The 22,971-nt window shown below is 71.1% G+C and carries 21 protein-coding genes and 1 pseudogene; 9 read left to right on the top strand and 13 right to left on the bottom strand.

Annotation, left to right across the window (positions count from 1 at the left end; all coding sequences use genetic code 11):
* Window positions 1–55: 55 nt before the first annotated feature.
* Together ACFQVD_RS05515 and ACFQVD_RS05520 are read left to right on the top strand one after the other, a co-directional pair.
* Window positions 56–898: an ABC transporter ATP-binding protein gene (locus ACFQVD_RS05515; RefSeq protein WP_343963130.1), complete on the top strand. Its 843-nt coding sequence runs from the start codon at window positions 56–58 to the stop codon at window positions 896–898.
* Window positions 895–1,638, top strand: coding sequence for an ABC transporter permease (locus ACFQVD_RS05520; RefSeq protein WP_343963129.1), 744 nt, complete (start codon window positions 895–897; stop codon window positions 1,636–1,638). The genes ACFQVD_RS05515 and ACFQVD_RS05520 overlap by 4 nt, the downstream gene beginning before the upstream one ends.
* A gap of 117 nt (window positions 1,639–1,755) precedes the next feature.
* Here the strand turns inward: ACFQVD_RS05520 and ACFQVD_RS05525 are convergent, their stop codons facing one another.
* The 3 genes from ACFQVD_RS05525 to ACFQVD_RS05535 form a co-directional block, all read right to left on the bottom strand.
* Window positions 1,756–1,989 (bottom strand): hypothetical protein, encoded by a 234-nt coding sequence (locus tag ACFQVD_RS05525; protein WP_343963128.1) that lies wholly within the window; start codon window positions 1,987–1,989, stop codon window positions 1,756–1,758.
* 81 nt (window positions 1,990–2,070) lie between these two features.
* Window positions 2,071–2,562, bottom strand: a complete 492-nt coding sequence (locus ACFQVD_RS05530) for a nitroreductase family deazaflavin-dependent oxidoreductase (RefSeq protein ID WP_343963126.1) — start codon at window positions 2,560–2,562, stop codon at window positions 2,071–2,073.
* A gap of 289 nt (window positions 2,563–2,851) precedes the next feature.
* Window positions 2,852–4,210, bottom strand: coding sequence for a S8 family peptidase (locus ACFQVD_RS05535; RefSeq protein WP_364158355.1), 1,359 nt, complete (start codon window positions 4,208–4,210; stop codon window positions 2,852–2,854).
* A gap of 170 nt (window positions 4,211–4,380) precedes the next feature.
* On the opposite strand from ACFQVD_RS05535, the gene ACFQVD_RS05540 reads away from it, so the two are divergent.
* Window positions 4,381–6,435, top strand: a complete 2,055-nt coding sequence (locus ACFQVD_RS05540; protein ID WP_343963122.1) for a spermine/spermidine synthase domain-containing protein — start codon at window positions 4,381–4,383, stop codon at window positions 6,433–6,435.
* 108 nt (window positions 6,436–6,543) lie between these two features.
* Here the strand turns inward: ACFQVD_RS05540 and ACFQVD_RS05545 are convergent, their stop codons facing one another.
* The gene (locus tag ACFQVD_RS05545; protein WP_343963120.1) at window positions 6,544–8,193 is read right to left on the bottom strand and encodes an LCP family protein; all 1,650 of its coding nucleotides are present in this window, start codon (window positions 8,191–8,193) and stop codon (window positions 6,544–6,546) included.
* Between the two features lie 741 nt (window positions 8,194–8,934).
* Between ACFQVD_RS05545 and ACFQVD_RS05550 the strand changes: the two genes are divergently transcribed.
* A complete protein-coding gene (locus ACFQVD_RS05550; RefSeq protein ID WP_343963118.1) occupies window positions 8,935–9,804 on the top strand; it encodes a LysR family transcriptional regulator in 870 nt (289 codons plus the stop codon).
* A 95-nt stretch (window positions 9,805–9,899) separates the two neighbouring features.
* The gene (gene folP / locus ACFQVD_RS05555; protein ID WP_343963116.1) at window positions 9,900–10,733 is read left to right on the top strand and encodes a dihydropteroate synthase; all 834 of its coding nucleotides are present in this window, start codon (window positions 9,900–9,902) and stop codon (window positions 10,731–10,733) included.
* A gap of 10 nt (window positions 10,734–10,743) precedes the next feature.
* Here the strand turns inward: folP and ACFQVD_RS05560 are convergent, their stop codons facing one another.
* The 4 genes from ACFQVD_RS05560 to ACFQVD_RS05575 all read right to left on the bottom strand — a co-directional run bounded on the left by ACFQVD_RS05560 (window position 10,744) and on the right by ACFQVD_RS05575 (window position 15,118).
* On the bottom strand, window positions 10,744–12,162 hold the full coding sequence (locus tag ACFQVD_RS05560; RefSeq protein ID WP_343963114.1) for a pyridoxal phosphate-dependent decarboxylase family protein: 1,419 nt from the start codon (window positions 12,160–12,162) through the stop codon (window positions 10,744–10,746).
* A gap of 133 nt (window positions 12,163–12,295) precedes the next feature.
* On the bottom strand, window positions 12,296–12,934 hold the full coding sequence (locus tag ACFQVD_RS05565) for a TetR/AcrR family transcriptional regulator (protein WP_343963112.1): 639 nt from the start codon (window positions 12,932–12,934) through the stop codon (window positions 12,296–12,298).
* A gap of 59 nt (window positions 12,935–12,993) precedes the next feature.
* Complete coding sequence (locus ACFQVD_RS05570) at window positions 12,994–14,430, bottom strand: sensor histidine kinase (protein WP_343963110.1); 1,437 nt, start codon at window positions 14,428–14,430, stop codon at window positions 12,994–12,996.
* A 13-nt stretch (window positions 14,431–14,443) separates the two neighbouring features.
* A complete protein-coding gene (locus ACFQVD_RS05575) occupies window positions 14,444–15,118 on the bottom strand; it encodes a response regulator transcription factor (RefSeq protein WP_030909203.1) in 675 nt (224 codons plus the stop codon).
* Between the two features lie 193 nt (window positions 15,119–15,311).
* On the opposite strand from ACFQVD_RS05575, the gene ACFQVD_RS05580 reads away from it, so the two are divergent.
* The 3 genes from ACFQVD_RS05580 to ACFQVD_RS05590 are packed head-to-tail and all read left to right on the top strand — an operon-like array spanning window position 15,312 to window position 18,425.
* Complete coding sequence (locus tag ACFQVD_RS05580; RefSeq protein WP_343963109.1) at window positions 15,312–16,454, top strand: LolA family protein; 1,143 nt, start codon at window positions 15,312–15,314, stop codon at window positions 16,452–16,454.
* Entirely contained in the window at window positions 16,451–17,479 is a 1,029-nt protein-coding gene (locus tag ACFQVD_RS05585; protein ID WP_343963108.1) for an ABC transporter ATP-binding protein, read from the top strand. The genes ACFQVD_RS05580 and ACFQVD_RS05585 overlap by 4 nt, the downstream gene beginning before the upstream one ends.
* On the top strand, window positions 17,466–18,425 hold the full coding sequence (locus ACFQVD_RS05590) for an ABC transporter permease (RefSeq protein ID WP_343963107.1): 960 nt from the start codon (window positions 17,466–17,468) through the stop codon (window positions 18,423–18,425). Before ACFQVD_RS05585 ends, ACFQVD_RS05590 begins: the two co-directional genes overlap by 14 nt.
* Window positions 18,426–18,512: 87 nt before the next feature.
* Here the strand turns inward: ACFQVD_RS05590 and ACFQVD_RS05595 are convergent, their stop codons facing one another.
* Window positions 18,513–19,256 carry a YcnI family copper-binding membrane protein gene (locus tag ACFQVD_RS05595; protein WP_343963106.1) on the bottom strand — a complete coding sequence of 248 codons (744 nt, stop codon included), beginning with the start codon at window positions 19,254–19,256 and terminating at the stop codon, window positions 18,513–18,515.
* A gap of 41 nt (window positions 19,257–19,297) precedes the next feature.
* Window positions 19,298–19,852, bottom strand: coding sequence for an MFS transporter (locus tag ACFQVD_RS05600; protein ID WP_343963105.1), 555 nt, complete (start codon window positions 19,850–19,852; stop codon window positions 19,298–19,300).
* Window positions 19,853–19,956: 104 nt separating this feature from the next.
* Between ACFQVD_RS05600 and ACFQVD_RS05605 the strand changes: the two genes are divergently transcribed.
* Complete coding sequence (locus tag ACFQVD_RS05605) at window positions 19,957–20,430, top strand: hypothetical protein (RefSeq protein ID WP_343963104.1); 474 nt, start codon at window positions 19,957–19,959, stop codon at window positions 20,428–20,430.
* A 27-nt stretch (window positions 20,431–20,457) separates the two neighbouring features.
* Here the strand turns inward: ACFQVD_RS05605 and ACFQVD_RS05610 are convergent.
* The 3 genes and pseudogenes from ACFQVD_RS05610 to ACFQVD_RS05620 all read right to left on the bottom strand — a co-directional run.
* Window positions 20,458–20,952: pseudogene (locus tag ACFQVD_RS05610) on the bottom strand (ATP-binding cassette domain-containing protein); the annotation flags it as partial.
* Entirely contained in the window at window positions 20,894–21,103 is a 210-nt protein-coding gene (locus tag ACFQVD_RS05615; protein WP_343963147.1) for a hypothetical protein, read from the bottom strand. The pseudogene ACFQVD_RS05610 and the gene ACFQVD_RS05615, both read right to left, overlap by 59 nt.
* Before the next feature lie 351 nt (window positions 21,104–21,454).
* On the bottom strand, window positions 21,455–22,531 hold the full coding sequence (locus tag ACFQVD_RS05620; protein WP_343963103.1) for an RNA-guided endonuclease TnpB family protein: 1,077 nt from the start codon (window positions 22,529–22,531) through the stop codon (window positions 21,455–21,457).
* Between the last annotated feature and the right edge of the window lie 440 nt (window positions 22,532–22,971).

Raw genomic sequence — 22,971 nt, forward strand, 5'->3', positions numbered from 1 at the left:
GTGAATTTTGCAGTGACACCAAATTTGGTGTTACTTTACGAATGGAGGCGATCAAATGATCAAGACATCAGCTCTGAGCAAGACCTTCCCCGGCGGTGTCGAGGCCGTCCGGGGCGTCGACCTGACGGTGGAGACCGGGGAGATCGTCGGGTTCCTCGGTCCCAACGGCGCGGGAAAGACGACCACGATGCGCATGCTGACCACACTGCTCCGTCCTACCGGGGGCAGTGCCACGGTCGCCGGGCACGACCTGATCACCGATCCGAAGGGCGTGCGGCGGAGCATCGGCTACGTGTCCCAGAGCGGCGGGATCGCCCCGGCGAACCCGGTGGGGGAGGAGTTGGAACTCCACGCGATGCTCTACGGCATGCGCCCGGCCGAGGCGCGGGACCGGGTCGCCGAGGTGCTCGGCCGACTCGGGCTGACCGCGCTGCGGGAGCGGCCGGGCGGGGCTCTCTCCGGTGGCCAGCGCCGCCGGTTCGACCTCGCGTTCGGGCTGGTCCACAACCCGTCACTGCTCTTCCTCGACGAGCCCACCACGGGCCTGGACCCGCAGAGCCGGGCCGCTCTCTGGGACCGGATCAGGGACCTGCGCGACGGTGCCGGCCTCACGGTCTTCCTGACCACGCACTATCTCGAAGAGGCGGACACGCTCGCCGACCGTCTGTTCGTCATCGACCACGGTGTGATCGTCGCCGAGGGAACCCCGGCCGAGCTCAAGGGGGGCACCGGCACCCTCGACGACGTCTTCCTGTCCATCACCGGCCGCTCTCTGAGAGACGATCCGCCGGGCGGTGAAGTGCCCGGTGGTTCCCGGCCGGCAGGCGTAACGGCTTTCGAAGCCCGGGTCGCCGACGGAACGACCGAGGGTCCGGGCGCGGCGGGTGAGGAGCGGTGAACGGCTTGACGGGCATCGTCCGTGACACCTGGCTGATCTTCCGGCACAACGTCCGGATCTCCCTGCGGCAGAAGGCGGGAATCGTCTTCGGGGTCCTGCAACCCCTGCTCTACCTGGTGCTGTTCGGCCCGCTGTTCGCCACGATCGGCACCTGGGAGACACTGATCCCCGGCCTGCTGGTCCAGGTCGGGCTGTTCAGCGCGGGTCTGTCCGGCTTCGGCATCGTCTTCGACGCCCAGGCCGGCGTGCTGGACCGGTTGCGGGTCACCCCGGCACACCGCGTCTCGTTGCTGCTCGGCCGGGTGCTGGCCGGCTCGCTCACCCTGCTGATCCAGTCGATCACGCTGATCGCGGTGGGTTACGCGTTCGGTCTGCGCGCGACGCTCCCCGGAGTGCTGCTCGCGCTCGCCCTGATGGCGCTGCTCGGGGTCGGCCTGGCCGCGCTCTCCAACGCGATCGCGCTCGTCATGGATCCCGACGCGTTCGCGCCGGTCATGAGTACGGCGGTGGTCCCGCTGGTCCTGCTGTCCGGTGCGTTCCTGCCGATGTCGATGGCGCCCGGCTGGCTGGACGCGCTGTCACGCCTCACGCCGTTCCGCTACGTGCTGGAGGCCATACGCGAGCTGTTCGTCGGCCGCTACGCGACGATGACCGTGGTCGCGGGCGTCGCCGTGACCGCGGTCCTCTCCGTGGTCTGTGTCCTGGTGGGCACCCGCGTCTTCAACCGCGAGAACGCCTGACCGCCGAGACCGCCGGATACCGCGCCGACCGCGCCTTCCGGTCCTCCGCCACGGACCCGGGCCTGGCGGCACGCGCCGCGCCCCCGACCCGCCCCGGCACACGACGACCTTCGGGGATCAGGCCGGGGGGCCGTACGGCTCGATCCTCGGATCGGCGTAGGGGCCCTCGCCCGCCGTGGGGTCGACGCGGCGGGCCGCGGCCTCGGTCACCCGCAGCCCGTACAGGCCCTGATCGGGATCGATGGGCACCAGGCCGTAGCCGGTGTCGACCTCCTCCGCCGGCAGCCCCAGGTGCCGCATGGCCTGCGCGAGCGTCGCGTCGGGCGGGAGCCGTACGGTGATCAGAAGCATGACCTCACGGTACGCGTTCGGCGCGGCGCCGCAACGAGGCGAGGATCCCGGGAGTGTCGACGGCGCCGTAGGCGTGGCCGGTCAGAGGCGAGGGGAGAGGCGGAAGACGCGCAGTTCGCGGTCGGCCGCCCGCTCGGTGTAGCGGTCGTAGACCGGCCAGGCACCGACCAGCCGCGCCCAGGCGTCGGCCCGTTCGTCGCCTGTCAACAGGCGGCCGGTGACCGGTGACACCTGGCCCCGGAAGCTCACCGTGGCCTCCGGGGTCGCGATGAGATTGCCACTCCAGGCGGGGTGGTTCGGGCGGCCGAAGTTGGAGCCGACCAGCAGGAAGCCGCCGTCCTCCTCGGGCAGGCAGGAGACCGGCGCGACGCGCGGCTCGCCGCTTTTGCTGCCGGTCGTGGTGAGGATGAGGGTGGGCAGCATCTGGTCGCTCAGCACGACCCTGCCCCGGGTCAGGCGGTGCGCGGCCCGGTCCATTCTGGGCACGATCCCGGGCGCGATCCTGGCGAAGGCGTCCGTCGCCGACAGCCACTGGACGAACGGCCTGAGCATCCCGATGAGGCGTCGGCGCACAGCGATCTCGCAATCTCTCGCCCCGATCCGGCGTGCGCCCCACCGTAAGGCGTAGCAAGTGCTAGGTCAACCTTCGGGCCCGGGCGTCCGGCACCAGGACGCCCGAGCCCGGTGTTCGCGGCCTCTTCGTGAGCCAGGCATGGCTCGGCCGCCCGTGAGACCCCCTGACGAAAGGCCGGCCGGGGGACCGTACGGAATTCTCGGGTTCTCCTTCTCCGGCGGCTCCAGATACCGCCTGGCCTGCGTGAGCGTCGCGTCGGGCAGCCGTACGGCGATCAGGAGCCTGACCTCACAGCGCGCGTTCGGCGCGGCGTCGCAGCGAGGCGAGGATCCCGGCGGCGTCGACGACGCCGTAGCCGTGATCGTGGTCGAAGCCGATGTCGCTCCGGTCGTCGGCGGTGCGCCGGAGCAGGGTGCGCAGCTGGGCGGGGGACAGGCGGGAGGAGGGCCACCGGGTGCGCACGGCCGCGACCAGGCCGGCGGTGACGGGGCACGCGGCCGAGGTGCCCGAGTCCGCCTCGTCGTCGCCGAAGGCCCGGGAGCCGGAGAAGTGGGTGTAGGCGCACAGGTCCGGCTTGCGGGCGACAAGGCGGCCCGGCCCCTGAGAGGAGTAACCGACCCGCTCGCCGCGGGTGTCGACGCCGCCGATCGACAGGGCGCGCGGGTGGGAGTTGGCGCCGGTGATCGGCCGGTCCGGGTACGCGCACCGGCCGTCGGGGCAGTCGCGCCCGCAGTTCCCCGCGGCGAACAACACGTCGGCGCCCGCCCGCTCCAGGCTGGAGACGATCAGGTTGAACGGGTGGGCCGGGTTGTCGGAGTAGTTGCCGGGGTGGCCGACGGGGAAGTCCCAGCTGGGAGAGAAGGAGCCCCAGCTGTTGCTGACGACCAGGGACCGCGAAGCGGCGGGCTGGGCCTCCAGGACGGTGCGCAGGTGGGCGAAGGCCGCCACCGCGTCCGACAGCAGGCCGTCCAGGGCCGAGCCACCGGGGCGCCGGGAGAGCAGCACGGGCACGTCGATCAGTGACGCCTTCGGGGCGGCGATGAGCGCGTCGAAGGCGCACATCGTGCCGTGGTCGACAGGGAACTCACCCGCCCTGCCCTGCACCCCCGACGGTTTCCAGCTGCGCCGCCCGTCGACGGTGACGTCGCGGCCGAGGTGCCGGGCGACGTGCGCGGAGTTGATTCCGGTGTCGAGCACCGCGAGCGCGACGCCCGAGCCGTCGAGGCCGTCACCGGCCAGCTCGGTGACGTGGAGCAGTCGCTCCACGTCACGCCAGTCGCCCACCGGGGGCGTGCCGCCGCAGGTGAGGCCCCGCTCGATCGTCGGGTCGGCGAAGACCCCCACGACGTCGGGGCGGAGCGTGGGCAGCAGGGTGATCCGGGTGGACAGCTCGTCGTCGGAGATCTCCCCGCGGACCAGGACGGAGGCCTCGTCGGCGGCGAAGGAGAACGTCAGCGGCTGGTTGAGCGAGAGAGGATCGCCTCCGGCGCCGGGCACCGGGCGGGGTACGACGACGGGCGAGAAGGAGGGGTCCACGACGACCCCCGGCAGCGGGTCGGCGACGTCGGCCGCCGCCGTGCTCACCGCGGGGTCGGCGACGGCCGCGACGACGTCGGGGGAGGGGCGGAGCTGGAGCAGGACTCGCATGTGCACCACCGGGAGTCGGGGGATCGGATCCCACCACATTCCTGCATCCACCTGGAGCGCGTCCAGCCGCTGAAATCACCTTCTATCAGGCTCCAAGCCACTTAACCGGTGCAAACGGTGAGCCTGGATTTCCTTCCCTGAGCGGGTGCCGGTCACTAGCGTTGGACGGCATGACCGCAGCGGCGGAGACGACGCCAACCTCCCATTCCGATGTCCGGCACACGCACTGGCTGGGTACCCGTCCCAGACTGATCGTGGCCAGTGGTTTCATGCTCTTCCTGGAACTGGCCCTGATCCGGTGGACCGGGTCGAACATCGTTCATCTGAGTTACTTCACCAACTTCGTCCTGCTGGGGTCCTTCCTCGGTATCGGGCTCGGCTTCCTGCGGGTGGGGCGCAGCACCCGGCAGCCCTACTACTCGCCGATCGTGCTGGCGGTCCTGGTCCTGGTCGTGCTGCTCTTCCCGGTGACCGTGGACCGCCAGACCGAGGGCGTCCTGTACTGGACGAGCCTGAGCGCCAGCGGCCCGCCGCCCTGGCTGATCCTGCCCGTGATCTTCGCCGCGGCGGCGATCGTGCTGATGGGCCCGGCCGAACTGGTCGGACGGTGTTTCCCCGAACTCGAACGGCTGGAGGCCTACCGCTACGACCTGATCGGCAGCCTCAGCGGCATCGGGCTGTTCACCGCGCTGTCGTTCCTCAGCGCACCCCCGGTGGTGTGGGGGACGATCACCGCGATCGCCTACGCGGTGCTGCTCCGGCCCCGCAGGGTCTGGGCCCGGGTGGCGCTGCTGGTCCCGTCACTGGTCATCGTCGGTGCCCTCGCGACGGAGACGCTGACGGCGGGAGCGCTGTGGTCGCCCTACTACAAGGTGACCTACGTGCGCGGCTACTGGAACGACGTGCCGCTGATGAACATCGACGTCAACGGCATCCCGCACCAGCAGGCCACCCCGGCGAAAAGCCGTCTGGAGTGGGAGCGCCAATACGCCCTGCCGTACGAGCGGGCCGCCTCCGGCAGGCTGGACGACGTGCTGATCGTGGGTGCGGGCAGCGGCACCGACGTGTCGATCGCGCTGTCCAAGGGCGCCAAGCACGTGGACGCGGTGGAGATCGACCCCAAGCTGCTCGAACTCGGCCGCTCCTACCACCCGGACAGGCCCTACGACGACCCCCGGGTCACCACCCACGTCACCGACGGCCGCGCCTTCCTGGAAAGGACGTCCGGCAAGTACGACCTGATCCTCTTCGCGCTGCCCGACTCGCTCACCCTGGTCTCCGGGGCGAGTTCGCTGCGACTGGAGAGCTACCTGTTCACCCAGCAGGCGATGGAGGCGGCCAGGGACCACCTCAAGCCGGGCGGCGCCTTCTCGATGTACAACTACTACCGCGAGACCTGGCTGGTCGACCGCCTCGGCGCGACCATGCAGGCCGCCTTCGGCCACAAGCCCTGCGTCGACATCGTCAGCGAGACCGGGCAGCAGGCGGTGATCACCGCGGGCCTCACCACCGAGGCGCAGGCGTGCGGCACCGAGTGGGCGGGGGCGACCGCCGACACTCCGCCACCGAGCGGTGACGACCGGCCCTTCCTCTACCTGAAGGACCGGACGATCCCGCAGATCTACCTCATCACCCTCGGGCTGATCCTGCTCGTCAGCCTGTTCGCGGTCCGCGCCGTCGCCGGTCCGTACCGCCGGATGCGCCCGTACGCCGACCTCTTCCTGCTCGGCGTGGCGTTCCTGCTGCTGGAGACCAAGAGCGTCACCGGGTTCGCGCTGCTGTTCGGCACCACCTGGGTGGTGAACGCGATCGTGTTCGGCGGGGTGCTGATCGCCGTGCTCGCCGCGGTGGAGGTGACCCGCCGCTTCAGGGTGCCGTCGCTGCCCGTGATGTACGGTGTGCTGCTCGCCGGGCTGGTCCTGGCCTGGCTGGTGCCCAACTCCTGGCTGCTGGGCCTGCCGCTGCCGCTGCGCGCGGTGGTTGCCGTGGTCGTGGCGTTCCTGCCGATCTTCGCGGCCAACGTGGTCTTCGCCAAGCGCTTCGCCGACTCCGCCGACGCCACCGTGTCCTTCGGCGCCAACCTGCTGGGCGCGATGGTCGGCGGCTGCCTGGAGTATCTGGCGCTGGTCATCGGCTACCAGGCACTGCTGATCGTGGCGGGCCTGGTCTATCTCGGCGCCTTCGCCCTGCTGCCCAGGACCGCCAGGACCGTCGGGGCCGGTTGAGCCGGGGACGCGACGGCCCCGGAAGAGCACGGGGTCGAGGAAGAAGCGCGGCCCGTCCTCCTCTCCGAGGAGGACGGGCCGCCGCGCGCGGGGTGGTCGCCGGACCGGTCAGAACCCGCAGGCCTCGTCCAGCGACTGGGCGGACTTGCCGTTCTGGGTGGGGGTCTGGCTCGGCTGGACCGTCGTGCTCCTGGAGGGCTTGGGCGTGGCGGTGGGCGTCGCGCCGCTCGCGCCGGGGGAGGCGGTCACCCCCGCGGCCTGGGGGCGGCGGGCGGGCCGCACCGACTGGCGCAGTGTCTTGGCGGTCGCGGCACGGATCTTCTGCCAGTCCGGTGAGCCGGTGTAGAACTCCGGCGGCACGAACTGGAGGCTGACGATCCTGGCGTCCTTGACCTTCAGCCCCAGTTCGGTGATGTGCTCAAGCAACTCGCGGGGAATGTCGGTCTTGGCGGACTTCTTGGCCACACTTGCGATCTTGGCGAAGTTGGTGAGCACCACCGAGGGGGTGGCCTGCTGGGCGAAGGCGCCGATGACGCAGCGCTGGCGGGCCATCCGGGAGAAGTCGTCACTGCCGACGCGGGAGCGCCCGTACCAGAGCGCCTCCTCGCCGGAGAGCTTCTGGTATCCGGCCTTGATGGTCCCGGCGGTGCCGTAGAGGCCGCCCCACGGGACATCGCGCTCCACCTTGATCTTCAGGCCGCCGATGGCGTCGACCAGGTGGGCGAAACCGAACATGTTCACCAGGGCGTAGTAGTCGATCTTCAGGTTGAGCGTGTAGCCGATGGCGTCCATGAGCGCCGCGGGGCCTCGCTGCCCCGTCTTCTTGCCGGGCACGACCTCGGGGTGGTCCTCGGCGTACTGCCAGACCTCGTTGAGCAGGCCGCCGTTCGGCAACTCGCGCATGAAGCCGTTGGGGAACTGCTTGGCGAGCGCGGTGCCCGGGGTGAAGCGGACGTGCTGGAGGTTACGGGGAAGGCTGAACATGGCGGTGTTGCCGGTCGCGACGTGCACGCTGGCCACGTTCATGCTGTCGGTCCGCACGCCTTCCCGGTTCCCGGCCCCGTCGCCGCCGATGAGCAGGAAGTTCACCCGATCGCGCCCGCCCCACGGATCCTCGTGCTTGACCGGGGCGGCGGTGGGATTGCCCGCGTTGCTCTCGAAGATGGTGTTGGCGGCCTCCTTGAGGGTCAGCACGGTGCTCGCGGTCAGCGCGAACGGCGCCATCACCGACACGCACAGCACGCCCACCGCGATGCCCGACACGATCTGTCCCCGGCCGCTGAGCCTTTCCGGCCCCAGGGAGATGTAGGAGAAGAGCACCAGCAGGAACCAGGCGAGCGCGCCGGCGATGGCCAGGGCCGCCCCGGTCATCAGCGTGCTGTCCCGGGCGACGAAGCCCGTGTTCCCGTCGCTGCTGATGACGAGCCCGCCGACCAGAGCGGCGAGCAGCAGCGCACCGAAGATCGTTAGCAGAATGTATCCGACGCGGCGGCGTCCCGACCGCAGGTGCGCCGCGCCGGGGAGGATCACCGACAGCGCGGTCCAGCCGATCAGCGCGCCGACCGTCAGCGGCCTGGCGAAGCGGGGCCGTCCCCCGGCCGGGCGGGACGGTCCGGCGGGCCCCGAGGCGGCCCCGGCCTGCGGGAGGGGCGTCCCCTGCCCGTCGGAGAGGCCTCGCGTGCCGGGCTGAGTGCCGGGCTGAGCCGGTGGGGGGAGCGTCCCCCGCCCGTCGGGAGCGTCCTGGGGACCGTCGGACACGTTGTGGACCTGGGGCGCGGGAGGGGGAGGCTGCGTTTCGGCCGGACCCTGCGCGCCGCCGTGGCTCGCACCGGAGCCCGCACCGGGACCCCCGCCGCGGCTCCCGCCGCGGCGCCGGGGGCGCCGTTTCCCGCTTTCGCCGGCGAGATCCCCCGAGTCTTGCCCAAGGTGCATCGTCACACCGCTTCCTACTACGTTTTGCCCCGGTCCACCTGGCAAAACAGCCAAGGCTCCCCGATTGAACGGAATTTGCCAGGATTCTAGTCCCCATACCTGGACACGACAGACAGATGACCAATCTACGGTAAATGGCCCCTTAACCTATGACGCCAGTACGGGGTCGGTGCCGGCCGGGTATCACCGCCACGCCCCGCGCTTCTCCCTGCCGGTGCGGACGCCGGTCGTCGCTCGCCGGAAAGCCGTGGTCACGGGGGTGCCGGGAGGTCGGGGCGGGGCTCACCGGGCCGGTGCGGTGAAGGCCGAGGACGGTCCCGGGCCGCCCTCGCGGGCCGTCCAACCCCGCGTCGGAGGGGGTCCGCCCGCCGGCCGCCAAGCTGTCTCCCCGCGAACCCGGGCCCCGATGCGCGCTACCGGCCGGGACCTTTGCCGAATTTGGGGCGTAAGCATACTGATTTATCATCCGTCACGGATGTCGCTGCGTTCGATTACATTCCGAAATCAGCCGAGGTGATCTCCGCGATGTGCCGGACCGATCCGGGGCTCGTGACCTAGCTTCGAGGCATGAATCTGCAGCAGCTCCGCTATGTGGTCGCGACGGCGGAGCATCGCACCATGACCGACGCGGCCAGATCGCTGTACATCGCGCAACCCGCGCTCTCCCGTGCGATCAGGGATCTGGAACGAGAGCTCGGCATGACGTTGTTCGCGCGTTCCGGACGTGGCGTGGTCGTCACGGCACAGGGGCGCCGGGTGGTCAAGCTGGCCAGGGAGGCACTCGATGCCGTTCGCGAGATCGAGGCACTGTCCACGCACGGCCACACCTCCGAGGCGGAGCTCCGCATCGCCTCGATACCCAGCCTCGAACCGGGGCTGGCCGGACGCCTTCTCCCCGCGTACACCGCGGAACATCCCGGGGTACGCATTCAGATTGTCCGCTGTGACGGACGGGACGGCGTGGTGAGCGCCATCAGGGACCAGCGGGCCGACCTCGGCCTGACGGACCTGCCCGTCCCCACCGATCTGGTCAGCCACCCGCTGGAGCGCCAGGAGATCGTGCTGATCTCCCCGCCCGGCGTGGACCTGCCCGACCCGGTGCCGGTGAGGAGACTCAACGGCATGCGTCTGGTGCTGCCGGTCCCCGGCAGCACCCGGCGCAGGGAGTTCGACGCGCTCTTCGCCAAGCACGGTGTGGCCCCCGTGGCGGCGACGCAGCTCGACGAGCGCGGCAACTGGCTGAACACCGTCCGTTCGGGTACGGCCTCGATGCTCTGGTACCGGGGGATGGCCGAGCAGGCCGCCCGCGCCGGACTCGTGGTCCGCACCCTCGATCCCTCGGTCCGCCGGGTGATCGCCATCGTTCACGCGCGACGGCGGCTGCCCGCCATCGCCCAGGAGTTCCTGTCCGTGGCCGAAAGTGGGTCGGCCGCGTAGGAGCCCCGAGGCTCGTCAGTTTTCCAAGTTTCCCCCAGAGGCGGCGCAGGTGGGAGCGCCGTCCTCTCCGACACCGGGCTATAGGCTCGGTCTCGATGACTACTCTGCACCTGCGAGGCCGTGAGTTCCGGCCCGGTGAGTTCGCGATCATGGCGGTGGTCAACCGCACCCCCGACTCCTTCTTCGACCGGGGAAGGACCTACGGTTTCGCGGCGGCCCTGGAGGCGGTGGACGGTGCCGTCGCCGGCGGCGCGGACATCGTCGACATCGGCGGTGTCAAGGCGGGTCCCGGTGACGAGGTCGACCCCGCGGAGGAGATCCGCAGGGTGGCCGACCTGGTCGCCGAGGTCAGGCGGCGCCACCCCCGGCTGGTCATCAGCGTCGACACCTGGCGTGCGGAGGTCGGCGAGGTCGTCGCGGAGGCGGGCGCCGACCTGCTCAACGACACCTGGGGCGGGGTCGACCCCAACCTGGCCTCCGTCGCGGCCAAGCACGGCATCGGCCTGGTCTGCGCGCACGCGGGACGGGTCGCCCCCCGCACCCGCCCGCACCGTGTCGCCTACGCCGACGTGGTCGCCGACGTCATCGGCTACACCGTCGACCTCGCCGAACGCGCCGTCGCCGCGGGAGTTTCCAGGGAGTCGATCCTCATCGACCCGGCGCACGACTTCGGCAAGAACACCTGGCACTCCCTGGAGATCAGCCGCCGCCTGGACGAGATGGTCGCCACCGGCTGGCCGGTGCTCGTCGCGGTCTCCAACAAGGACTTCGTCGGTGAGACCCTCGGCGGGCTCCCGGTGGACGAGCGCCACGCGGGGACCATGGCCACGCTGGCGGTCTCCGCCTGGCAGGGCGCCCGGGTGTTCCGGGTCCACGACGCCGCGTCCGCCCGCGCGGCCCTGGCCACCGTCGCCGGGCTCCGGCGATGACGCCGGCGCGTCAGGAGTAGATGACGGACAGGAAGCGGATCAGGACCGCCTCCCGGCGGTCGGCGGGGAGGGCGTCCAGGACAGCGTTGACCACGGCCATCTCCGGCTGGCCGGAACCGCCCAGATCCACCCCGACCGAGGCCGCCAGCTCGCCGAAGGTCTCGTCGTCCAGCGTGTCCAGGTCCAGTTCCGCGATCAGTTCCACCAGCCCCTCGGGCAACCGTGCGGGGCCGCGCCCGCGGGCCGCCTCCGCCGCCTCCGCGATCACCTCCAGCATCGCCTCGACACCCCGCAGGGTCACCCCGGTCACCGTGATGTGGATGTTGGCCGGGATACCCGCGTACGACAGCTGCGGTTGCAGGAACCACCCCCGCTTCCTGGCCTCGTCGGACAGCACGAACACGTCCACCTCGTCCGAGCCGAAGGCGACCAGCGCGGACTCGGGGTCGCCGAGCACCCGTAGCCCCGGGATCTTCGCGATGCCCTCGCGGAGCGTGCGGGCCGCCGCCAGGGTGGTGCGGCCGAGTTCCAGGTAGCCCTCCCTGCCCAGGGCCTGGAAAGTGGCCCACGCGCCGCCCAGCGGGCCGGCGGACTTCGAGCTCTGCACCGTGGCGTTGATCACCGTGTAGCCGGGCCACGACGCCGAGGCGAAGTACGCCCGGCGCCGCAGCGCCGGGTCGGCGAACAGCACGACCGACGCGCCCTTGGGGGAGTAGCCGAACTTGTGCAGGTCGCACGAGAGCGAGGTGACCCCGGGAACCGACAGGTCGAAGGGCGGAACATTCGCCCCGGCCTCGCGCAGCCACGGCAGCAGCCACCCGCCCACGCAGGCGTCCACGTGACACGGCACGCCGCGCGCGGCGGCGATCGCGGCTATCTCGGAGATCGGGTCGATCACGCCCTGGGGGTAGGACGGAGCCGAGGCGACCACCAGGACGGTGTCCTCGCCGATCGCGGCCTCGACGGCCGCGGGGGAGGCCCGGAAGGTCACCGGGTCCACCGGCACCGCGTCCACCACGACCCCCAGGTAGTGCGCGGCCTTGTGGAAGGCCGGGTGCGCGGTCACCGGGACCGCCATCCGGGGGCGGCCCGCGGTCTTCCCGGAGTCCCGGGCCGCCTTCACCGCCAGCATGATCGATTCGGTGCCGCCGCTGGTGAAGATGCCCCAACCTCCGCCGAGCAGCTCGGCGACCGCGCCGACGACCTGCTTCTCCATCTCCACGACGCTGGGGAACGCCGTCGGGTCGAGGGTGTTGACCTCGAGCATCTCGAAGTAGGCCCTGGCGGCGGCCTCGTGCACCTCGGGGCGCCCGGTGTCGTAGACGTACGCGGTCACCTTGCCGCCGCGCACCGGCAGGTCGTCCCGTCTGAGGCGGGTGATCTCGGCGAGCAGTTCCTCGGTGCTGCGGCCCTTGTCAGGCAGGCTCATCGGTCTCCTCGGGGGACGGCTCGCACGGCTCGCGTGCCGGAAGGGACGCGGCCCGCAGAGGCCGCAGGGGAATACCCCAGGATCATACGGATCGTGGCGCCGGGCTCTCGCCCCGCGGGCGCGCCGGAAGGTGTCAGGGAGGTGAGCCGGGCAGGGCGGCGGCACGATGGATCATCCGGTGCAGGTGGATACGGAACCGCCGCAGCGCGTCGGGGTCCTCGGGACCCTGACGGTCGCCGTTCTCGTCGAGCACCCCGCCCTGGCAGAAGCCGTGCACGGACCAGACCATCGACCAGAAGACGTACTCCAGGTCGACGTCGGGGCCGAGGTGCCTCGCCTCGACGGTGGGGGTGATCACACTCTGGACGTAGGAGACCTGTGGCCGGATGTACCTCCGTTCCAGCTCGGTGAGGTCGCTGGCGTCCGACAGCGCCCTGTGCATCCACAGCGAGGGGAACTCCGGATGGGCCAGGCAGAAGTCGAGGTAGTGGTCGGCGATCCGGTGGATCAGCAGTGCCGTCTGCTCGGGGGTCGCGGTGGAGGCGCCGGTCAGTACCTCCTCCAGCGACGCCCGCTCGGCCCGGTAGGTGCGCTCCATGATCTCCAGATAGAGCTCCCGCTTGCCGCCGAACTCCTCGGTGAGGGCCTCGACGCTCAGCCCGGCGGCCTCGGCGATCTGGCTTGTGGTCGTGCTGTCGTATCCCAGGGCGGCGAACAGGCTGGTCGCGACCCGCAGGATCGGCTCTCGCCCGCTGCCGTCACCGGAAGTCATGAATGCGACGTTAGATCCTGATCGATCACCTGACCAAGGAGGCGATCGACAATCCTTGGTCAAGATAGCGGAAGTCGTACGACCGCCCGCAGACCCGGTGCGGCGTCCTCCAGACGGACCGCGCCGCCGTGGGCGTGCACCGTCTCGCGCACGATCGCCAGGCCGAGACCGGCCCCGCCCTCGTCGCGGCTGCGCGCGCTGTCCAGCCGGGTGAACCGGTCGAACACCCGCTCCCGGTCGAGCTCGGGAATGCCGGGCCCGTCGTCGGTGACGGTCAGCACGGCGTCGGCTCCCTCGTCCCGCAACTCGACCAGCACAACGGTGCGGGTGTGCCGCAGCGCGTTGTCGACCAGGTTGACCAGCACCCGTCCCAGATCCAGTGCGTCCCCCGTCGTCACCATCGGGCCGTCGCCGATCCGCACGGTGACGGCCTGGCCGTACCGCTCGACGGTCTGCTGGACCAGCTGGTCCAGCTCCACCGGCTCGCTGCGCGCCGGTGTGCCGCCGCGCTCGTCCAGGCGGGCCAGCGCGAGCAGGTCCTCGGCCAGCCGGGACAGGCGCATGGTGTCCTCCAGCACGCCCTCGGCCGTCTCCTGCCAGTCCTGCCCTTCGGGATGGCCGAGCGCCACCTCCAGCTGGAGCCGGATGCTCGCCAGCGGGCTGCGCAGCTCGTGCGCCGCGTCGGAGACCAGGGCCCGTTGCCGGATGTCCGCCTTCTCCAGCCGGGCCAGCATCGCGTTCAGCGTCGTGGCCAGGCTGTGCACCTCGTCGCGCGCCTCGGGCACCGGCAGGCGATGGGAGCGGGCGGTGTCGGTGATCTCCTCCGCGCCCCGGCGCAGTGCCGCGATCGGCCGCAGGGTCCCGCCGATGATCACCCAGCTGACCCCGGCGAGCAGGATCAGCAGCAGCGGTGTGCCGACGAGCAGCACGTGCCCGGCCGTGGAGATGCTGGTCTGCACCTCGCTGAAGGGGCGCGCCGCGATCACCGTCCTTCCCCGGTCGGCGCTGAGCACCCGGACTCGCAGCACGTGCGGGATGCCGTACGGCTTTCCGTCCAGGAAGCGCGCCTCGGCCGCGCCGATCGCCTCGGCACGGCCGGCGGTGTTCAGCAGCGGCACCAGCCTGTCGGTGCCGGCGGTGGTGTGGGTGATCCGCCCGGTACCGTCGACCACCTGCAGGAGCGTGCCGTCCGGCGAGGTCATCTCGTTGGGCAGCCGCTCGGCGTCGGCCAGCGAGACCGCCTCCCTGGCCCGCTGGTAGATCGAGTCGTCGATGGTGCTCAGCAGCGCGTTGCGGAGCACGCCGATCATCACGTACGCCGAGACCACGAGTGCCACCGCCAGCACGGCCGAGGCGACCGCGGTCAGCCGGAAGCGCAGGCTCCGGCGCCGCCACAGGCCGACCGCGCGACCCCTTCCCCCCGGGGTCGCGCCGGTCGCCGGGGGCGGTTCGGCCGGGGGAGCCGGGCGGGGCCGGGGCGCGGGATCAGCCGCCATGTCAGCCGCCACGTCAGCCGCCATCGCCGGCCAGCCGATACCCCGCTCCCCGCACCGTCTGCAGCGCGTTCCTGGAGAACGGCACGTCGATCTTGCGCCGCAGGTAGCCGACATAGACCTCGACCACGTTGGGGTCGGTGTCGAAGGTGTCCCAGACGTGCTCCAGGATCTCCGTCTTGGAGACCACCTCGTCGTGGTGGCGGATCAGGAACTCCAGCAGCGCGAACTCCCTGGGCGTCAGCTCCACCGGTGTCTCGCCCCTGGTGACGCGCCGCCGCGCCGGATCCAGTGCCAGGTCCCCGGCCCTCAGCACGGACGGGCGCCGGTGCGCGCCGCGCCGCAGCAGCGCCCTCAGCCTGGCCACCAGCACCACGTACGAGAACGGCTTGGTCAGGTAGTCGTCGGCGCCGAGGTCGAGCCCGTCGGCCATGTCGTACTCGCCGTCCTTGGCGGACAGCATCAGGATCGGCACCCAGTTCTCCTCCGCCCGCAGCTGCTTGCAGACGTTGTAGCCGGAGATCCTGGGCAACATGATGTCCAGCACCACCACGTCGTACTCGCCGTGCCTGGCCTGGTGGAGGCCGTCCTCCCCGTCGTGCGCGAGGTCGACCACGAACCCCTCGGCCTGCAAACCCCGCCGCAGGGCCGCGGCCATCCGCCGCTCGTCCTCCACGACGAGAACCCGCATGATCCACCCCTTCTCCCACCTTGGACGCTCCCATCCTCGACCACCCGGCCTGAGAGGTGGCTGAGAATCCTGTGAGCCCTCTCAGTCTGTCTCAGCCTCGGCACAGGAGCCGTCCCGCAGGCTGCTGTTCACAGGCACCGACGGCATAGCGTGGAGGAATGAGATGTCAGAACGAGCGAGACGTGGACGTGCGGTGAGGTGGGCCGTGCCGGCCGCCACGATCGCGCTGATCGCCGGAGCCATCGGAGCCGGTCCGGTCATCGCCGCCGTCCAGGGGGATCCCGTCCTGCCCGAGCGTACCGCCGAGCAACTGCTCGCGAGCGCGGCCCAGGCAGGCCGGGCCGGGTTGAAACCCATGTCGGGCACCGTCATGCAGACCGCCTCACTCGGGCTGCCCGGACTGCCGGAGGTGCCGGGCATGGGCGGATCCTCGCCCGTCGCCCTGCTCTCGGGCTCGCACGAGCTCAAGGTCTGGTACGGAGGGGCGGACAAGGTCCGCTTCGCCCTTCCCGGCCGGATGAGCGAGACCGACCTGATCACCAACGGCGACCAGGTCTGGCTGTGGCAGAGCGACGAGAACAAGGCCACCCGGGTCAAGGCCGGGAGCGGGAAACAGGGCGAGGAGGCGGCCCGCGCCCATGAGGCGCTGCCCACGGCGACCACGCCGCAGCAGCTCGCCCAGCAGTTGCTGCGGCGGGTCGGTGCCGACACGGTGGTCAGCGTGAGCAACACCGAGAAGGTCGCCGACCGCGCGGCCTACCAGCTCGCGTTCGCCCCCAAGGACCCCTCGTCCCTGGTCAAGGAGGTCAAGCTGGCGCTGGACGGGGAGACCCTGGTCCCGCTGCGGGTCCAGGTCTACGCCAGGAGCGCGGCCGAGCCCGCCTTCGAGGTCGGCTTCACCTCGGTCACCTTCTCCCCGCCCGCCGCGGAGAACTTCGCCTTCACCCCGCCCGCGGGCGCCAAGGTCGAGGAGACGTCGCTCGCCGAGCTCCTCAAGGAGCGGCGGCCGGAGCCGGGCGAGGGCTTCGAGAACGCGGAGAAGCTCAGGGGTGAGGTCGGCACCGTCGGCGAGGGCTGGACCACGGTCGCGGTGATCCCCGTCTCCGAGCAGGAACTCACCGGCCAGGGATCTGGCCAGGGCGAGGGCCCCTCGGGAGCGGGCATCGGCGCGATCGGCGACGCCCTGTTGAAGTCGGCCAAGCCGATCAGCGGGACCTGGGGCAGTGGCAAGGTCATCCAGACCAAGCTGATCTCCGCGCTGCTGACCGACGACGGCCGCCTGCTGGTCGGCGCCGTCACCCCGGAGAAACTGTCCGAGGCGGCCGGTCGGAAATGAGCCGGACGCCGACAGACGCCGGGCTCGCGGTGGACGTCCCCGGATCCCGCGGCGGGGATCCGGGGGGCGGTGCCCGGGGAGAGGCGCCCGGCGCGGAGCTCTCCATCGTCACCAGCGGGCTGACCAAGCGGTTCGGGAGCGGGCAGGTGGCCGTGGACGCCCTCGATCTCGCGGTGCCCAGCGGGTCGGTGTTCGGCTTCCTGGGCCCCAACGGCTCGGGCAAGACCACCACCATCCGCATGCTGCTCGGCCTGGTGGCGCCGACGGCGGGCGAGTGGCGGCTGCTCGGCGCGCCGATGCCCGGCGGGGTGGGCGGCGTGCTGTCGAGGGTGGGGGCGCTGGTCGAGGGGCCGGCCTTCTACCCCTACCTGTCGGGCGAGGCGAACCTGCGCCGCTACGACGCCGCCGACCCGTCGGCCGACCCGCGCACCGTCTCGGCCAGGATCGGGCTCGCGCTGGAACGGGTGGGCCTGGCCGCCGCGGCGGGCAAGCGCTACCGGGCCTACTCGCTCGGCATGCGCCAGCGGCTGGCCATCGCCGCCACCCTGCTCGGTCCCAGGGAACTGCTGATCCTCGACGAGCCGACCAACGGGCTGGACCCGCAGGGCACCCGCGAGGTGCGCGGCCTGGTCAAGGAGATCGCCGCCGAGGGGACCACCGTCTTCGTCTCCTCCCACCTGCTGGCCGAGGTGGAGCAGATGTGCTCCCACGTCGCGGTCATGCGGGCCGGACGGCTGGTCGCGCAGGGGCCCATCGCCGACCTGCGGGCATCGGAGACGGTCAGGATCCGGGTGGAGACCCCCGACGTCGAGGAGGCGGCGGCGGTGCTCGCCGGGCTCGGCCTGCCGGAGATCCGTCTCGGTGACGGCGACGTCAGCGCGGCGCTGGGAGCGGGCCTGCCGGAGCGGGTGTGCGCCGCCCTGGTCACCGGGGGCGTCGCCGTCCGCGGCCTGGCCGTCCAGCGGCCCACCCTTGAGGACGTGTTCGTGGGCCTGACCGGGGAGGGATTCGATGTCGACGGTTAGCGGAAGGGAAGCCGTGTCCATCGGGAACGTCGCACGCGCCGTCCCCGGCCATGATCCGGCCCTGCCGGCGGGGCAGGCCACGGCCGGGCGCCCGATTCCCCCGCCGCGGGCGGTGAGCGCCCCCAGGGCGTGGCTGCGGCTGCTCGGCTCGGAGATCGGCCTGACGTTCCGGCGGCCCAGAAACCTCGCCATGCTCGGGGTGCTCACCGTGATCCCGGTGCTGATCGGCATCGCGCTGCGGATGTTCGCCGGGACCGGCGGGGACGGGGCCGGCGCTCCGGTGATCTTCGAGCGGATCACCGGGAACGGGTTGTTCCTCACCTTCGCCGCGCTCTCGCTGCTGGTGCAGTTGATGCTGCCGGTCTGCGTCGCGGTCGTCGCCGGGGACTCGATCGCGGGGGAGGCGGGCATCGGCACGTTGCGCTACCTGCTCGCGGCCCCGGCGGGCCGGACCCGCCTGCTGGCGGTCAAGTACGTGTGCGTGGTCGTCTTCTGCCTGGCCGCCGTCACCGCGGTGGCGCTGTCCGCGCTCCTGGTCGGCCTGCTGCTGTTCCCGGCGGGCCCGATCACGTTGCTGTCGGGAGGGACGATCCCCTTCCTCGACGGGGTGCTGCGGATCGGTGTCGTCGTGCTGTACGTCACCGCAGGCATGGCGGCCCTGGCCGCCGTCGCGCTGGCCCTGTCGACCCTGACCGAGGTGTCCGTCGGAGCCATCGCCTCGACCGTGGTCATCGTCATCGCGGCCCAGGTCCTGCGAGCCGTTCCGCAGCTGTCCGTGCTCCAGCCGTACCTGCTCACCGAGTGGTGGAGCGGCTTCGACGGCGTGCTGCGGGACCCGGTGGCCACCGGTGACATGGGGCAGGGCCTGCTGGTCTTCGCCGCCTACGCCGCCGTCTTCTGCTCCATCGCCTGGGCCCGCTTCACCGGCAAGGACATCACCGCCTGAACTCCGGCTCCGGCGGGGCCGGGCCTGCTCTGGCGCATGAACGCGGGACGGCCCCGGAAAGGACCTTTCCGGGGCCGTCCCGTGGAATCAGGAGGCGCGGCCGCCACGGCGCAGGCCGAGGGCGCCGACCACGGTCCCGACGAGCCCGAGCACCAGGCCGGCCCCGCCGAGCAGGCGGGCGGTTCCGTCCGAGCTCTCGGACGCGGAGGCGGCGGGGGCCACCGACGGTGTGGTCGGCGCGGCCGCGGCCGACGGCGCCGTGGAGGTGGCGGTGCCGTGACCGTCCCCCTCGGCGGAGGCGGGGGTGAGCTTCAGCACCGGGGCCGGACGCTCGGCCTCGGAACCGTCGGCCTTGGGCTCGTCCGCCCACTTGACGACCTCGCCACCGGTGTAGGTCTGGGTGGTGGGGAAGACGAGCTGGTCGGTGTCGGTGGGCAGCTTGCCCATGGACACCTCGAACTCCTGGAACTGGCCGGGGTCGATCTTTCCGCCCGACCAGACGACCTTCGTGACCGCCTCGGTGAGCTCGCCGTACTCGGTGGTGACCGGCTTGGGCAGCTTGCCCTCGATCACCTCGACCTTCCAGCCGGGTACCGGCTTGACCGAGACGAACGCCAGCGGGTGGTCGACGGGGAAGGTCACCTCCAGCTTGTTCGTGGAGGCGTCGTCACGCTCGTTCGGGACCCGGAAGGCGACCTTGGTGAAGCCACCCTGCTGGGCGCTGCTGGGATTGATGGTGACGTGCGCGAGAACGGGCAGGGCGAGACCGAGGGTGAGAGCGGCGACACCGGCGGTGACGGTGGCCAGACGGCGGGCATGGGAAAGCGGCATGGGGGTTCTCCACTTCGGGATTTCAGGATTTCGGGGGCGGGTCAGGCGGCGGGGAGTGGAGGGCCGCGCCGGCTGACGGAGTGACGGAGAACGGCACGCGCGAGGACGGGCGTGACCGGGGTGCGGGCGGAACGCGGCGGGGCCGCGGCCACGGCCGGGAGCCGCAGCAGCCGGAACATCGCGCCGAGGCGGTGCCGGGCCGAGCGGAGCAGCGCCCACAGGGCGGTCTCGCCGCGGGCCAGCCACCATCCGGTGACCAGCGTCGCGGTGAGGTGCGCGACGAGCATGCCGAGACTCTCGCCCAGCCCCCTGACATGCGGGTGCGGGGCCACTGGAATCCCGGTGGCGTCACCGAGGAGGAACAACTCGTGCAAGGACAGCTGCAGGACGGACAGCACGGTGCTGATCGCCGCGGTGGACCGCTCGCGCCCGGCGAGCAGCACGCTCACCGCCATGACCGCGGCTCCGCCGCCCGCCACCGCCCACGGCTCCGGGCCGGAACCGCCCGCGACCACGTGGCCGAGGGCGGCGAGCGTCACGCAGACGGCCGAGAAGGCGGCCGCGCGCATGAGGCGTAGCGGGAGGTGGGCGCGCATGGTGCCCCATATGTTCTCATGCCGCTGAGGTGTCTGCCGTTTTAAGATTTTTGTCGCTATGGTTGCCGCGATCCTGACAGATCCTTCAATCCGAGGTGGTAGGGATGCGGCACGTTTCCGGGGTGCTTGTCGGGTTGGTCATGGCGGCGGTGCTGCTCTTCGGCGCCGGTTGGGCGGTGCAGGAGGCGGGGGTGGGGCCGGCGCCCCTTGCCGCGGAGAGCGGCTCGAGGATCTGGATCGCCCTCGGGGTGATGGCCGCGATCGGCCTCCTGGTCGGCCTGGTGGTCGCCGGCCGTGTCTCCCCGCTGGCCACCTTCGTTCCGTCGATGGTGCTGCTCGCCTGGACCGTGGTCTACGCCCTGGACGTCCGCCGCGCCATGGGCCTGGTTCCCGACGACCCCACCTTCCACCAGCTGCTCCTGCAGGCGGGACGCGGCATGGGACTGCTGCTGACCACCGGTGTCTACGCCCTCCTCGGCGTCCTGCTGTTCCTGCCGGTACTGATGCCCTCCCGCTGGGCCCCGCGGTTCCGGGACGAGGAGGAGTACGAGGAGTCCGGCGAGCAGGACTACCGCTGAGCTTCCGGCCACCGGCCTTCCCGGGGATCAGGCGGAGTAAAGGCGGGCGACCACGTCCCCCAAGGAGACCTCCCCGGGGGCGGTGGCGCGCAGGCCGTCGAGGGTGCCGTCGAAGGCCAGGCTGCCGTGGTCGATCAGCATGACGCGGCGGCATAGCCTCTCGATGTCGCCCAGGTCGTGGGTGGTGAGCAGGACGGTGGTGCCGCGCTCGGCGTTGAGGCGGAGCAGGAAGTCGCGCATGGCGGCCTTGCTGACCACGTCCAGGCCGATCGTGGGCTCGTCGAGCACCAGCACGACGGGGTCGTGCAGGAGCGCGGCGGTGATGTCGCCGCGCATGCGCTGGCCGAGGCTGAGCTGGCGGACCGGAGTGCCCATGAATCCGGCGAGGCCGAGGAGTTCGGTCAGCTCGGTCAGCCGCCGCCGGAAATCTTTCTGATCTACTTTGTAAAGATGTCGGACCAGTTCAAAACTGTCCCGCAGTGGCAGATCCCACCACAGGGTCGTCCGCTGACCGAACACCACCCTGGATCACGACCTTCCTGAGGGCGGTGCCCGTGGCCAGGGTTCCCAGGGCCAGTAGTGCCACCGCCCAGGCGAGCTGGAACCCCAGGGCTTCCAGGACGTCTCGCTTACCGAGGTAGAGGTCGGCGGGTACCTGCAGTACCTGCACCATGGCCGACCACGGGAGCGCCTCGGCCAGGGTGCCGAGCCGCCCGGGAAGAGGTTCAGTGGCAGGACCAAGCCGCTGAAGAAGAGCGTTGTGACAGCGACTGCACGCCCCGGTCGTTGACCATCCAGCAGGCGGACAGCGCTACCAGGTAGCGCAGGGCGAAGCTGACGGCCACCCCCAGGATGAGGCCGGCTGTGACGGCGCCGGCGAGGTCGTACCCGGCGAGGCCGGGGCGGGCTTGCCAGAGGGCGATCAGGACGTAGGCGCGGAGGATGCCGAAGACGGTGTTGGTCAGCTTCTCGGCCCTGAAAGAGACCGAGCTTGCAGCTCCTCGCCGTACCTGGCAGGTACGGTTCAGGCCGCGTCGTCGGCAGCGTGACGCACTGCCCGGCGACCGATGTTGATCGCCGCGATGTGATCCGCCTGGCCAGCGAGCCCGCAGGAAACACAACAGAACTCATCCCGGGTGGGACGGTTCCGTTTGTCGATATGGCCGCACCCGGGGCAGGTGCGGGAGGTGTTGCGCGGATCCACCAGCCGCACGACCACCCCGGCCAGGGCGGCCTTGTAGGTCACGAACGTGCGCAGCTGATGGAAACCCCACGAGTGCAGGTCGGCACGCTGAGCCTTGCGAACCGTGACCCGATCCCGGATGCCCTGAAGGTCTTCCAGGGCGATCCCTTGCCGGGTGTCTTTGGCCTTGCCGACCAGCTTCTTGGCGATGACATGGTTGACGTTCCGGGCGAACCGCGACTCCTTACGACGGCGCCTCTTCAGCAACCGCTTGGCCGATTTGGTGCCCTTGGCCTGGAGCTTGGCTCGCAGCCGGGCGTTGCGCCGCCGCACCGCCCGCACCCCTTTGCCGCTGTAGGGCTCACCGGTGGAGTCGGTGGCGAGGTTGACGATCCCCAGATCCACCCCCAGCCACCCCTGCGGCTCCTCCTGCCGTGACGGTTCGGGGACCTCGACGACCACGGCGAGGAAGAACACCCCGTCGCGGTAGACGAGATCCGCCTGCCCCCGCAAGGTCGCCCCCGCACTCTGTAGCCACCGGCCCCGGTAGAGGACAGGGACGACGACCCGGCCGCTCACCGTGAGGAGACTGACCGCCTCGGAGCCTTTCCAGGTGAGGATGCGCGGGTCGTAGGCGACCGCCCCCAACTCCCGGAAGACCGGTTTGATGGTCTTGTCGCGTTTGTAGGCCTCGCAGGCCTTGGCGATGGAGCGAACGGTCATCTGCGCCGACAGCCCGAACTCGTGGCGCAGCTCGGCGTAGACGAGCCTTTGCAGGGCGATCTTGTTCGCGGTGCGGTGAGCGAATGCGACCTCGGCGGCCCTGGTCGCGGCGGCGTTACAGGCACGCATCGTCGCCAGCAGGGCCCGCCCCTGTTCGGGGGAGGGCGCAAGTTTCAGCAGCTCCGTCACCAGCACGCACCGATCCTGTCACTCACCGCTACCGGACGGCACCGTTTTCCCGCGTTTCCTCCCCGCCGTGAACGACGGTGCCTCCACGCTGTAGTTCAGGTGAAGGCTCCGGCGGCGGCGCGGTAGGTGGAGTGGCGGCGGAAGCCGTACCCAGCGATACGCGCGTAGAGCAGGAAGGCTGCCTCCCGGTGGGCGTCAGAACGGTCCTCCCATCCTCCTGGGTGGTCCGGGGAGGGGCAATGGATTTTTGGCGATGAGCGGGTGCGAGCCGGTCACGGGATCCGGGCGGCGCGTGGTGGCCCGGTCCGATGGCGGGCTTTCGCTGGGATGTCGCGTGGATTCGGTCATGTCCCCCGGTGTGCTGGATACCGGTGCGATACATAGTTGCAATCTGGTCGATATGTACAATCGCCAGTAGAAGCATGTTCTGAGGGGAATGTCCTTTT

Origin of the sequence: Streptosporangium amethystogenes subsp. fukuiense (assembly GCF_042665875.1) — a bacterium.
Lineage (GTDB): Bacteria > Actinomycetota > Actinomycetes > Streptosporangiales > Streptosporangiaceae > Streptosporangium > Streptosporangium fukuiense.